This is a genomic window from Taklimakanibacter albus, from assembly GCF_016595235.1.
Classification (GTDB): domain Bacteria; phylum Pseudomonadota; class Alphaproteobacteria; order Rhizobiales; family Aestuariivirgaceae; genus Taklimakanibacter; species Taklimakanibacter albus.
In genome coordinates, this window is sequence record NZ_JAENHL010000006.1 from 1,039,905 (window position 1) to 1,052,515 (window position 12,611).

Genomic DNA, 12,611 nt, shown 5'->3' on the forward strand with positions numbered 1-12,611 from the left:
ATCATGATCGAATGCGACGCCGCTATTTGTGTGAGACCGGGGGAAGACCTCGTCATCGACCGGATCAGGGTCGAGCCGCCGCGGGAAGGCGAGGTGCTGGTCGAGATCGCCGCGAGTGGACTGTGCCACACGGATCTGACGGCGCTCGACGGCAGCAACGCGACCTGCGTCTATCCGCTCATTCCAGGGCATGAGGGGGCCGGCAGTGTGATCGAGATCGGCAAGGGCGTGACGGGACTGCGTCCCGGCGATCACGTGATTCCGCTCTATGGGCCCGAATGCGGCACTTGCCGCATGTGCGCGAGCGGACGGACCAATCTCTGCTGGTCGATCAAGGCGACCCGTGACAAGGGCGTCATGCCGGACGGCTCGGCGCGCTTTCACCGGCAGAGCGAGACGGTCCATCACTTCATGGGCACCTCGACTTTCTCGCGTTATACGGTTCTGCCCGAGATCGCCCTGGCGAAGATCCGCGCCGACGCGCCACTCGACCGCGCCTGCCTGCTCGGCTGTGGCGTCACCACCGGCATCGGGGCGGCGCTCGACGATGTCAGGGCCGGCGACCGTGTCGCGATCTTCGGCCTGGGCGGCATCGGCATCAATGTGATCCAAGGCGCCCGTCTTGCCGGTGCCGCAGAGATCATCGGAATCGACATCAATGCCAGCCGCATGGATCTCGGTCGCTCCCTGGGCATGACGCAATTCATTGACGCCAGCATGGAGGGGGCTCGCACCGTGGAAGCCATCCGCGACCTCACGGAAGGTGGCGCCGATGTCGTCTTCGAATGCACCGGCCTTATTCCGGTAATGCGCCAGGCCTTCGACTCGACGGCGCCGGCCTGGGGCAGCTGCGTGCTTCTCGGCGTGGAGCCGAAAGGCGCCGAGCTCGCCGTGCCGCCTGTCGGCCTGCGTTATGGCCGGAAGCTCAAAGGCAGTTATTTCGGCGGTGTTAAAGGCCGCAGCGGGCTGGCGCGTTTCGTCGATCTGTACATGGAAGGCAAGATCGTCATCGATCCGCTGATCAGCCATCGGCTGAGCCTGGCGGAGGTCAATCAGGGCTTCGCGATGATGAAAAGCGGTGCGGCTCTGCGCAGCGTAATCGTCTTCGAATGACGGGCGCTGCCGAGGAAGGCTATGTCTTCCGTCATCGCTATCCGGAGCGCGAGGCCATCTATCGCTCTTTCGCCGACAGAAGTGCCGAAACCCGCGCCGCTCTGCTGTGCCGGAATGATGTCGCTTACGGCACGCATCCGCGCCAGCGTTTCGATCTCTTTCCGGGAACGCCTCACGGTCCCGTCCTGATCTTCATCCATGGCGGCTATTGGCGCAGCCAGGCGAAGGAGTCTTTCAGCTTCGTGGCGAGACCCTTCGTTGAGCAGGGATGCTCGGTCGCGATTATCGGCTATCCGTTGCTTCCGGATATCTCCTTTTCCGCCCTGTGCGAAAGCGTTCGGACGGGGACCGCGGCGGCTTTGGCGGCGATCGAGGAAATGGGCCTCTATCCACGCTTCTGGGCGCTGTGCGGCCATTCGGCGGGTGGTCACCTGGCAGCGCTCCTCGCGGCCACGGATTGGTCACCGCACGGGCCGCCGCGCGGTTGTCTGGCGATCAGCGGCATCTTCGATCTGGAACCGCTGCTGACGACCTCACTGGGCGGGATGCTGGGCCTGGACAGTGCAGCCGCCGCGGCGTTCAGCCCGCTGCGGATCGATCATTGCCGGGGCCGGCTGCTGGCAGTGGTCGGTTCCGCCGAAACGGAGGCGTTCCAGGCGCAATCGCGGGCCTATGCCGCGCATTGGTCGGCGCAGGGTGGCGAGGCCCGGCTCATTCAGTTGAAGCATCGCCATCACTACGATATCCTTTGCGACTTCATGCAGAGCCGGAGCGAGCTTGTGGATCACTTCCAGACCTTCATCGCGCCAGATTAGCCGACAGCGCGATGGTCGGCCGCAAGCTTAATTTTGTGAATTTCAGCCAATTACGCTCCTTTTACGCGGTCGGACGTGAGCTGAGCTTCACCCGCGCCGCCGAATTCCTCAATATCGGCCAGCCGACGCTGACGACGCAGGTCCGCGCGCTGGAGGAGACTTACGACGTCAAGCTCTTCCTGCGCTCGCCGCGCGGCCTCAAGCTCACCGAAACGGGTGAGGCGCTGCTCGTCATCGCGCGGCAGATCTTTTCGCTGGAAGAGCAGGCGGTCGAACTGCTGAGCGCCAGTGACGGGCAGGTGAGCGGCAAGCTCAGGGTCGGCACCGTCGGGCCGTTCTTCGTCATGAAGCTCCTGGCCAACTTCCATGAGAACCATCCGCTCGCGCAGGTCTTCGTCGAAAGCGGCAATTCCGATCTCATCTATCGAAGGCTTCTCGACTACGAGGTCGATGTCGCCGTGCTCGGCTTCAACTATGACGATCCGCGTCTCGAGATGATCTCGCTCGGGCGGCATGAGGTCATCGTCTTCGTTCATGAAAGCCATCCGTGGAGCGGCCGGGATCAGCTGGAGCTGGCTGAGCTCGACGGGCAGCGTTTGATCCTGCGCGAGCCGGGTTCGATGACGCGGCGCGTCTTTGAAGAGGCGCTGGCCCGGCAGCGGGTACGCCCGAAGGTCGTCATGGAAATCTCCCGCGACGCGGTGCGCGAGGCAGTCGCCGCGGGTCTCGGCATCGGCATCGTGTCGGAGACTGAATTCGTTCCCGACAGCCGGCTCCAGCCGCTGCGCATCGTCGATCACAAAGCGCATACCGAGGCCTTCGCCATGTGCCTCAGGGCACGCCGGCATCTGCGCCAGATCGATGCCTTCATGAAGCTTGCCGAAGAGACCCGCACCGAGGCGTCACCGCCTCCGCTTGCCGAGACCGAGCGCTGAACTTCCTCAGGCGCCGAACTGCGCCAGCACCGGCACGTGGTCCGACGGCTTCTCCCAGGCGCGCACATGTTTGTCGATGCGCGTCGATTGCAGGCGGTCGGCGGCTTGCGGCGACAGGAGCAGATGGTCGATACGGATGCCGTTGTTCTTCTGCCAGGCGCCGGCCTGGTAGTCCCAGAAGGTGTAGAGGCCGGGCTCGGGATCGAGCGTCCTCACCGCGTCGGTGAGGCCGAGATTGATCAGCTCACGGAATTTCGCCAGGGTCGGCGGCAGGAACAGTGCGTCATTCACCCAGTCGGCCGGATTCTTGGCGTCGATGGCTTGCGGGATGACATTGTAGTCGCCGGCCAGCACAAACGGCTCTTCGTAGGCGAGAAGGCCTTTCGTATGGGTGATGAGACGGTCCATCCAGGAAAGCTTGTAGGCATATTTCTCGCTCGCCACCGGATTGCCGTTGGGCAGATAGATCGAGGCGACGCGGATGCCGGAGACGACCGCTTCGACATAACGGGCCTGCTCGTCGCCGTCATCGCCGGGAAGCCTGGTCCTGACTTCGTCGAAGGGAAGCTTCGACAGGATGGCGACGCCATTATAGGTCTTCTGGCCGTGGACGGCGAGATTGTAGCCGAGCTCCTCGAAGGCCTGGGCCGGAAAGGCCTTGTCCTCGCATTTGAGCTCCTGGAAGCACACGACGTCGGGTGAGGCTTCCTTGAGCCAGGCGATGACCGTTTCGAGACGGGCTTTGACGCTGTTGACGTTCCAGGTGGCGATCAGCATGGGGCACTCGGAGAAAGAAGAAACTGCTCCTTGTTTGCCGGGGATCGCGCGCCTGAGCAAGCCTCGATGCGGCTCGCTCAGGCGACTGCTGACAATTTACCTCGTGCAGGCGAGGAGGGCGCCGACGCGGGCCGCGATCTCGGCCAGCCGCTTGCCGCCCGAGGCGTCCATGCACCACACGAAGTGATCCTCGTAACTGGTGTGCCAGCGCGGCCCCGAGAAGCCGCAGCCCTGGCTCAGATTGGTGCGCTGCTGCTCGATCGAGAGATTGGCGTAACGCCGGCACTCCTGCGCCTTGTCGGGCTTTGCGGCGCACAGATTGAGGAGCTCGTCGCGCCGCGCATCCTCGCGAACGCGAGCGCGCTGCGGCGCCGACTGGCACCAGGAATAATGCGTGTCGAAATCAGGCCGCCAGCGCTGGCCTTCGAAGCCGCAGCGAAGGGCCCGGTTGCGCTGCGACTGGCGCACCGCGCGGTTGGCGAAGTCGACGCAGCCGGCGTCTTCCTCACCGCCACCGCCGGCATCGGCGCGGCAGCGATCGAGGCTGCGCTCACGGGCGCGCAATTCTGCCTCACGGTCGGCGCGGCGCACCGTCATGCACCATTCATAGTGAGCAGTGGTGCTGGGCTGCCAGCGCGCTCCGGTGAAGCCGCAGCCGAGCCGGCGGGCCTCGCGGATCTGCGCCATGGACTGGCGGGAATAGTCGCCACAGGCCTCGGCACGGTCACCTTCGCTGTCGCCCGAGCGGCAGCGCCGAAGCTCGTCGGTACGCGCCCGCGATTCAGCCTCGCGCTCGCCGCGCCTGGCGCTCATGCACCAGTTGTAATGGACATTGTAGCCGCCTTGCCAGCGGGCGCCCGAGAAGCCGCAATTGCGACGGCGCGCGTCGGCGATCTGCGATACGGCTTCCTCGGCATAATCGCGGCAGGTCTCGGCGCGGTCGCCGCCGCCGTCATTGCCACCCCGGCAGGAGCGCATATCGGCCGTCCTGCCGGTGCGCTCGGCGCGCACCTGCTCGCGCGTCGCACTGAGGCACCAGCTGTAGTGCTCGCCATAACGCTGCGACCAGCGGGGACCGGAGAAGCCGCAGCCGAGATCGCGGGCTTCGCGCGCAGTGGTCACCGCTTCCTCGGCATAGTCGCGGCACTCGTCCTCGCGGCCACCACCGCCACCGCCGCCGCCACCGCCAGAGCGGCATTCGGCGAGCTTGGTGACGCGGTTGCGATCCTCGCGCTCACGGTCGGCGCGGCTCGCGGTCATGCACCAGTTGAAATGCTGATCGCGGTTCGACTGCCAGCCGGCGCCGGTGAAGTTGCAGCGCAAGCGCAGATTCTCGTCATTCTGCTGCACCGCGCGCACCGAATAGTCGCGGCAGATATCTTCGCGGTCGGACGTATCGTTCGCCTTGACACCCGACACGCAGCAATTATTGGCGACCGGATCCGGTACCGCGGATTTCAGATAGCAGCGCGCTTTCGGACCCTGGACATCCGGATTGACATAGGTCCAGGCCTTGCAGGAGCTGTTGCTGTCGCAGGCCTGGCGGCAGAGATTGAAATCGGGGGCGGACAGATCGAGGTCGCGTATGTCGCGACCGGGCCGGTCGGTGTTCCATTCCTGAGCCTGCGCGGTGACGGCACCGAGACAGAGAAGGCCGAATAGTACGAAGATACGGCTTAGAATGCTCACCAGGATAACCCCCATTAACGACTCACTCGCGACCCTATCACAGGATCGTGAGCACCAAACAGGAGGGGAGGATTGTTACAGTTTGCTGACGGGGGCCTCGTTGCAATTTCTCAAACCGATGCAATAATGCAAGCGGTTCTTTGATCGCGACGATCTGCGAGGCCTATGATGTCACATCAGGTTCTCTTGATTCAGGGCGGCGGCGAAGGTGCTTACCGGGACGATGCGAAGCTCGCGACTAGCCTGCGCGGCAGGCTCGGGCCAGCCTATGACGTCCGTTATCCGGCCATGCCCAATGAGGGGGAGCCTGACTACCAGAGCTGGAAACGCGTCATCCTGGATGAGGCGGCGGATATGGGCGAGGGCGCGATCCTCGTAGGCCATTCGATTGGGGCTTCGGTTCTGATCAAAATCTTGACCGATCGAGCTCCGAAGCTATCGATCGCGGGCGTGTTTCTCATCGCCGGTCCCTTTTGGCATGATCACGACTTCTGGCATTGGGACGAAGTGGCGCTGCCCAAGGATGCGGCCGACCGCTGTCCACGCGATGTTCCTCTATTTCTTTACCACGGCGACGAGGACGAGGTCGTTCCCGTTCTCCACCTCGACATGTACATGAAGGCTCTTCCGCAAGCGGTGGTTCGACGTCTCCCTGGACGCAATCATCAGCTCAATGACGATATGAGGGAAGTGGCGCGCGATATTGTCGGCCTGGATCCGCCGACCATGCCGATATCGATGATCTCGTGAGTGCTTAGGAGGCGCTCGCTTCGGTGAGTTGTGCGATCTCGGATGAGCTGAGATCGAGCGCCGTCGCCTTGATGAGATCCTGCAACTGCGCGACGCTGGTGGCGCTGGCGATCGGGGCGACGAGGCTCGGGCGGGCGATCAGCCAGGCGATGGCGACCTGTGCCGGTGTGGCGCCCTGGGCCTTTGAAACTGCATCGAGGGCGGCGAGGATGCGCAAGCCGCGCTCATTGAGATATGTCCCCATCCCATCGCCGCGTGCCGCGCTCTTGGAGAAGTCGGCGGGGCTGCGGTATTTGCCCGACAGAAAGCCCTTGGCGAGCGAGAAATAGCTGGTCACGCCGATTTCATTGGCGACGCAGAAGCCTTCGAGCTCGGCTTCGTAGCCCGCCCGGTCATAGAGATTGTAATGGGTCTGCAGGTTCTCGAAACGCGGCCAGCTATGCCGGGCGCTGATCGCGAGCATGTCGCGCATCGTCGCCGCACTGTGGTTCGAATTGCCGATCACCCGGACCTTGCCGGCCTTGACGAGATCGGCATAGGCGCCGAGCGTATCCGCGGGATCGGCCTCCGGATCTTCCCAATGTGACAGATAGAGATCGATATAGTCGGTCTGCAGCCGCTTCAGCGAAGCCTCGACCGCGCTCTTGATATAACCGCTTGCGAGCCCCTTCTTGCCGGGCCCCATTTCCGAGCCGACCTTGGTGGTGAGCACGACATTGGCGCGGTTGCCGCGGGCCTTCATCCACTTGCCGATGATGGCTTCGGATTCACCACCTTCATGGCCGTCGGCCCAGCGGGAATAGACATCCGCCGTATCGATCAGGTTGAAGCCTGCCGCGACGAAGGCGTCGAGCACCTGGAAGGAGGCTTTCTCATCGGCGCTCCAGCCGAAGACATTCCCGCCCAGACCCAAGGGCGCGACCATCAGGTCCGAACGGCCTATCTTGCGTTTCTGCATGATCAGATGGAGAAGCTAGTGCCGCAGCCGCAGGACATGGTGGCCTGCGGGTTGTTGATCTTGAAGCTGCGTCCGATCAGGTCGTCGACGAAGTCGATCTCCGACCCGTTGATATAGACGAGCGAGACGGAATCGATCAGAACGGTGGCGCCGTCCCTCTCGATCACCAGATCGTCATCGGCGCGTTGGGAGTCGAGCTTGAAGTCATACTGGAAGCCGGAGCAGCCGCCGCCTTCGACCGCGACACGCAAGCCCGCGGAACCGGGATGGCCGGCCATGATGTCCTTGATGCGGGTGGCCGCTCGGGAAGTTATGGAAACCGTATCCGTCATGGTCACATATGTCGTGCGCCCCGGTCCGCTTGTCAACAGGGGGGCATGAGCGGAAATGCGGGCCCCCTATGCGTCAGATCCGGGCAAGAGCCGTGGCCGGCTGACGCCGGAACCCGAAGCGCCGCCACGTACGCCCTTCGAGCGCGACCGTGACCGCATCATCCATTCCTCGGCCTTCCGCCGCCTCAAGCATAAGACCCAGGTCTTCGTCTATCATGAGGGCGATCACTACCGCACCAGGCTGACCCATTCGATCGAAGTGGCCCAGATCGCCCGCTCGATCGCCCGCGCTCTGCGGCTCGACGAGGACCTGACCGAAGCCCTGGCGCTGGCGCATGATCTCGGCCACACGCCCTTCGGCCATGCCGGCGAGCGCGAGCTCGACCGCCTGATGCACGATCATGGCGGCTTCGACCACAATGCCCAAAGCCTCAGGATCGTGACCAGGCTCGAGCGCCGCTATGCCGCCTTCGACGGGCTCAATCTGACCTGGGAGACGCTCGAGGGCCTGGTCAAGCACAATGGGCCGCTGATCGACGGCGAGGGCCATGCGCTGGGCCATTATCGCGAGACCGGGCTGCCGGCCGCCATCATCGATTATGCCGAGGCGCATGACCTGATGCTCGCATCTTTCGCCTCGGCCGAGGCGCAGGCGGCGGCCATCGCCGACGACATCGCCTACAACGCCCATGATATCGATGACGGCCTGCGTGCCGGCCTGTTCGATGTCATCGATCTCGGTGACGATCCGCTGGTCGGGGCAGCCCTGGGGCAGGTGCTGAAGGCATACCCCAAGCTCGAGCGGCCGCGCATGATCCATGAAACGGTGCGCCGGCTGATCTCGGCCATGGTGGCCGACGTGCTTGCCGAGAGCACAAAGCAGCTCAAGGCCTTCAAGCCGGCCTCGGCCGATGAGGTCAGGGGCATGCGGACGCCGGTGATCACCTTCAGCGCCCAGATGCGCGAGAAGAACCGCGTGCTGCAGAGTTTCCTGTCGCACCGCATGTATCGCCATGAGCGGGTCATCGCCATCATGGAACGGGCCCAGCGCGTCATCCGCGATCTCTTCGAAGCCTATATGAACGACCCGAAGCTGATGCCGGTCGACTGGCGCGAGGATTCCTTCACCGACGACAAAAGCGGCTTCGCCCGCCAGGTCTGCGATTTCATTGCCGGCATGACCGATCGTTACGCTCTGGACCAACATAAGAAGCTGTTCGATCTCGACCCGCTGTTCCGGTAGCAACGGGGTAGGAAATCCGCTAATCTTCCATGCGAGAGGCGCGTGTGGAGAGACCCATGGCCGACATCGTCCTCATCAACCCGAAATTCGAAATCTCCTTCTGGGGCCTGGAACATGCGTTGCCGCTTCTCGGCAAGCGCGCCAATATGCCGGTGGCGGCGCTGCCCTTGATCGCCGCGCTGACGCCCGAGCCGCACCGCATCACCTTGATCGACGAGAATGTCGAGGCGATCGATTTCGACCGCTGCGCCAGAGCCGATATCGTCGCATTGACCGGCATGATCGTACAGCGCCACCGCATGCGTGAGATCCTGACCGAGCTCAAGCGACGGCAAGCCTATACGGTGGTGGGCGGCCCGTGGATCTCGGTGAAGGAGGACTATTTCGGCAACCTCGCCGATGTGATCTTCGTCGGTGAGGCGGAGGAGACCTGGCCGCAATTCCTCGTGGATTGGGAGGCCGGTACTGTCCAGAAGCGCTACGAGCAGGCCGAGAAGACCGACATCAGCAAGATCCCGCTGCCGCGCCTCGATCTCCTCAAGATGAACCGCTACGCTTTCGGTTCGGTGCAGTTCTCGCGCGGCTGCCCCTTCACGTGCGAGTTCTGCGACATCATCGTGATCTTCGGCCGGCGTCCGCGCGTCAAGGCGTCCGCCCAGGTCCTGGCCGAGCTCGATCAGCTCAAGGCCCAGAAGCTGCCGCTGGTCTTCATCGTCGACGACAATCTCATCGGCAACAAGAAGGCGATCAAGGAGGTGCTTCACGAGGTCATCGCCTGGCAGCGCCGCAACGGCTATCCGCTGATGTTCGTGACCGAGGCCTCGATCGATCTCGCTGACGACGATGAGCTCATGCGGCTGATGGTCGAGGCCAATATCGGCGCCGTCTTCGTCGGCATCGAGACCCCGAATGAAGAATCGCTGAAAGAAGCCAAGAAGCTGCAGAATTTGCGCAAAGGCGGCAGTCTCACCGAGAAGGTGCGGCGCATTCAGGACCACGGCATGGAAGTGTGGGCCGGGATGATCCTCGGCTTCGACAATGATGACGAGCATATTTTTGCCGCCCAGGAACGTTTCCTGCGCGAGGCGCGTATCTCGACGGCGATGGTAGGCATGCTGTCGGCCATTCCGCGCACGCCACTCTATGACCGGCTCAAGGCGGCGGGCCGGCTCGATGAGGATGACGACCCCGCGCATGGCACCAATGTGCATCCGGTCAATATGAGCCGCGCGGCGCTGAGCCAGGGTTATGTGCGGCTGATGGCCGGGCTCTACGAGCCGAAAGCCTATTTCGACCGCGTCGACGACCTCTATCGCGACGGCGGCATCGTCATCGACCGCGCCTGGAAGGATTATGCGGTGACGCATCCCTGGATGCACCGCGCGCATGAAGTGCGGCTATGGGCCGAATCGATCGGCCTGATGCTGCGCGTGCTTGCCAAGGTGCCCGACAGCGGCTTGCGCCAGGTCTATCGCCGGCGCTTCTGGGAGTTCCTCAAAGCCAGGCCCGAGCCGTCACTCCTGCGCGTCTACGCGCTCAAATGCGCCATCCACTGGCACATGCACAAATTCATCCGCAGACTCACAACGAGCGAAAAGCCTCTGGTGAATACCTATTAGAAGGGCTCAGCGCGGACAGGGAAAGCCCGGCGCGATCTTGCACTTCTTGGGCGGGCGCGGCCGGTGCGGCGGACGTGGCCGATGCGGCGGCCTGGGGCGCCAGTGATGCGGCCGGTAGGTGTAGCCGGGGCTGATATAAATCTCCGGGCGCAGCACGATGACTTTGGTCGGCTCCTCGCCGCGGGCCAGGTAGTTGGCCGATACCCAGCCGCGCAGACCACGACCGCGCACGAGACACCAGCCGTCCTGACAATCGATCACATCGACGCCCGAATCTGCCGGCAGCGTGCCGACGCGGTCGAACTCGGTTCCGGGACCGGTGCGCACATTGAGGTCGGTGGCAGTGTAGGCTTCGGCCGCGAATGCCGTGCCGGCGCCAAAGAGGCCGAGGCTGAAGGCGAGGGCCGCGAGCGGTGATTTCAGGTGATTGAGGCGCATGAAAGGCTCCGGAATCATTGCACTCGATTGCTATCACGCGTATGCGACGTGGTCATCCTGTTCGGTTCAGGCTGGCGGATTATCTCGCCTCATCGTAAATGACGAGACGTCATTGCCGCTGCTATCGTTTGACGCCCGCAGGCGCATCCGCTAGGGCAGGGCCGGACAGAAAACCTTTATCGCTCGTAGAGTTAAATGAACCTCTTCGCCCATTTCCAGCACAATGTCCGCGCCGCGATCGACGCTCTGGCGCGGGAAGGCAGGCTGCCACAGGGGCTTGATCTCAACCGCGTGATGGTCGAGCCGCCGCGTGATTCCGCGCATGGCGATCTCGCCACCAACGCGGCGATGGTGCTGGCCAAGCCCGCCGGCATGCAGCCGCGCGCCATCGCGCAGCTGGTGGCCGACCGTCTCGTCGCCGATCCCGATATTCAGTCCACGGACATTGCCGGTCCGGGCTTCATCAATATCCGCCTCAAGGCCTCCTTCTGGCCGAAGCTTCTCGACGCCGCTTTGGCGCAAGGCCCTCAATATGGCCGCTCCGCCATCGGTGGCGGCGAGAAGGTCAATGTCGAATATGTCTCGGCCAATCCGACCGGTCCCTTGCATGTCGGCCATTGCCGCGGCGCCGTATTCGGCGACGCGCTGGCCGAGCTTCTGAGCCGGGCCGGTTATGCGGTCGCGCGTGAATATTACGTCAATGATGCCGGCGCCCAGGTCGATGTGCTGGCCCGCTCCGCCTATCTGCGCTACCGCGAGGCGCTGGGCGAGGATATCGGCGAGATCCCGTCAGGTCTCTATCCCGGCGACTATCTGAAGCCGGTCGGGCAGGCGCTCGCTTTCGATCACGACAAGGCGCTGCTCGACATGCCGGAGGCGGCGTGGCTGCCGATCGTGCGCGACAAGGCGGTCGCCATGATGATGGATCTCGTCCGTGAGGATCTGGCGACACTCAATATCCGCCAGGAGGTCTTCGTTTCGGAGAAATCGCTGCACACCTCGGGCGAGGTCGATCGCACGGTCGAGGATCTGCGGGCGCGCGACCTGATATACGAAGGCCGTCTGCCGCCGCCCAAGGGCGAGTTGCCGGAGGACTGGGAGGACCGCGAGCAGACGCTGTTCCGCGCCACCCAGTTCGGTGACGACATCGACCGTCCGCTGATCAAGTCGGACGGCTCTTATACCTATTTCGCCTCCGACATCGCCTATTCCCGCCACAAGATCCTGCGCGGCTTCACCGAGCTCGTCTATGTGCTGGGCGCCGACCATGCGGGCTATGTGAAGCGGCTGGAGGCGATCGGCGCCGCCAATGCCGGCAACAAGTCCGTCAAGGTCATCGTGCGGCTGTGCCAGCTGGTGAAGCTGTTCCGGGACGGCGAGCCGGTCCGGATGTCGAAGCGCGCCGGCGAGTTCGTCACCTTGCGCGAAGTGGTCGAGGAGGTGGGCTCCGACGTCGTGCGCTTCATGATGCTCTACCGCAAGAACGAGGCGCCGCTCGACTTCGACTTCAAGAAGGTCACCGAACAGTCGAAGGACAATCCGGTTTTCTATGTGCAATACGCCCACGCGCGAATCTGCTCGGTCTTCCGCAATGCCGGCGGCCTCGCCGAAAGCGCCGAGAAGCCCGATTTTTCAAGGCTTGTCGACGAGGCGGAGCTGCAGGCGATCCGCCGGATCGGTGAATATCCGCGTCTTGTCGAGGCCGCCGCCGTGGCTCACGAGCCTCACAGGATAGCCTTTTATCTGTATGATCTGGCTAGCGATTTTCATGCCCTTTGGAACAAGGGCAAAGAGTCGCCGCAATTAAGATTTATTTTGGGTTCCGACATGCAAACTAGCCTTGCACGGCTCGCTTTATTGCGCGTGATTCGCTATGTTCTAGCAAACGGCCTAGGAATCCTCGGAGTGAAGCCCGTAGAGGAAATGTAGACGCGGGAACAGG

At 63.3% G+C, this 12,611-nt stretch carries 12 protein-coding genes; 7 read left to right on the forward strand and 5 right to left on the reverse strand.

What is annotated here, in order from left to right; genetic code table 11:
• The first annotated feature begins 6 nt into the window (after window positions 1-6).
• From JHL16_RS09730 to JHL16_RS09740, 3 genes are read left to right on the forward strand one after another with little or no spacing between them, the layout of a single operon-like run.
• Window positions 7-1,113: a zinc-binding dehydrogenase gene (locus JHL16_RS09730; RefSeq protein ID WP_420884533.1), complete on the forward strand. Its 1,107-nt coding sequence runs from the start codon at window positions 7-9 to the stop codon at window positions 1,111-1,113.
• Entirely contained in the window at window positions 1,110-1,928 is an 819-nt protein-coding gene (locus JHL16_RS09735) for an alpha/beta hydrolase (protein WP_200184636.1), read from the forward strand. The genes JHL16_RS09730 and JHL16_RS09735 overlap by 4 nt, the downstream gene beginning before the upstream one ends.
• Window positions 1,929-1,963: 35 nt before the next feature.
• Window positions 1,964-2,863: a LysR substrate-binding domain-containing protein gene (locus JHL16_RS09740; protein WP_200184637.1), complete on the forward strand. Its 900-nt coding sequence runs from the start codon at window positions 1,964-1,966 to the stop codon at window positions 2,861-2,863.
• A 6-nt stretch (window positions 2,864-2,869) separates the two neighbouring features.
• Here the strand turns inward: JHL16_RS09740 and xth are convergent, their stop codons facing one another.
• Together xth and JHL16_RS09750 are read right to left on the reverse strand one after the other, a co-directional pair.
• On the reverse strand, window positions 2,870-3,640 hold the full coding sequence (gene xth / locus JHL16_RS09745; protein ID WP_200184638.1) for an exodeoxyribonuclease III: 771 nt from the start codon (window positions 3,638-3,640) through the stop codon (window positions 2,870-2,872).
• 96 nt (window positions 3,641-3,736) lie between these two features.
• The gene (locus JHL16_RS09750) at window positions 3,737-5,329 is read right to left on the reverse strand and encodes a PAN domain-containing protein (protein ID WP_200184639.1); all 1,593 of its coding nucleotides are present in this window, start codon (window positions 5,327-5,329) and stop codon (window positions 3,737-3,739) included.
• Window positions 5,330-5,494: 165 nt separating this feature from the next.
• Here JHL16_RS09750 and JHL16_RS09755 point away from each other — a divergent pair, with 165 nt between their 5' ends.
• Window positions 5,495-6,079, forward strand: coding sequence for an alpha/beta hydrolase (locus tag JHL16_RS09755; RefSeq protein WP_200184640.1), 585 nt, complete (start codon window positions 5,495-5,497; stop codon window positions 6,077-6,079).
• Window positions 6,080-6,083: 4 nt separating this feature from the next.
• Here JHL16_RS09755 and JHL16_RS09760 read toward each other — a convergent pair whose 3' ends face one another.
• Window positions 6,084-7,037 (reverse strand): aldo/keto reductase, encoded by a 954-nt coding sequence (locus tag JHL16_RS09760; protein WP_200184641.1) that lies wholly within the window; start codon window positions 7,035-7,037, stop codon window positions 6,084-6,086.
• Between the two features lie 2 nt (window positions 7,038-7,039).
• Window positions 7,040-7,369, reverse strand: coding sequence for an iron-sulfur cluster insertion protein ErpA (gene erpA, locus JHL16_RS09765; RefSeq protein ID WP_200184642.1), 330 nt, complete (start codon window positions 7,367-7,369; stop codon window positions 7,040-7,042).
• A gap of 55 nt (window positions 7,370-7,424) precedes the next feature.
• Between erpA and JHL16_RS09770 the strand changes: the two genes are divergently transcribed.
• Window positions 7,425-8,612, forward strand: coding sequence for a deoxyguanosinetriphosphate triphosphohydrolase (locus JHL16_RS09770; protein ID WP_200184643.1), 1,188 nt, complete (start codon window positions 7,425-7,427; stop codon window positions 8,610-8,612).
• A gap of 56 nt (window positions 8,613-8,668) precedes the next feature.
• On the forward strand, window positions 8,669-10,231 hold the full coding sequence (locus JHL16_RS09775) for a B12-binding domain-containing radical SAM protein (RefSeq protein ID WP_200184644.1): 1,563 nt from the start codon (window positions 8,669-8,671) through the stop codon (window positions 10,229-10,231).
• A 6-nt stretch (window positions 10,232-10,237) separates the two neighbouring features.
• On the opposite strand, the gene JHL16_RS09780 is transcribed toward JHL16_RS09775, so the two are convergent.
• Window positions 10,238-10,669, reverse strand: a complete 432-nt coding sequence (locus JHL16_RS09780; protein ID WP_200184645.1) for an SH3 domain-containing protein — start codon at window positions 10,667-10,669, stop codon at window positions 10,238-10,240.
• A 195-nt stretch (window positions 10,670-10,864) separates the two neighbouring features.
• On the opposite strand from JHL16_RS09780, the gene argS reads away from it, so the two are divergent.
• Window positions 10,865-12,598: an arginine--tRNA ligase gene (argS, locus tag JHL16_RS09785; protein ID WP_200184646.1), complete on the forward strand. Its 1,734-nt coding sequence runs from the start codon at window positions 10,865-10,867 to the stop codon at window positions 12,596-12,598.
• Window positions 12,599-12,611 lie beyond the last annotated feature (13 nt).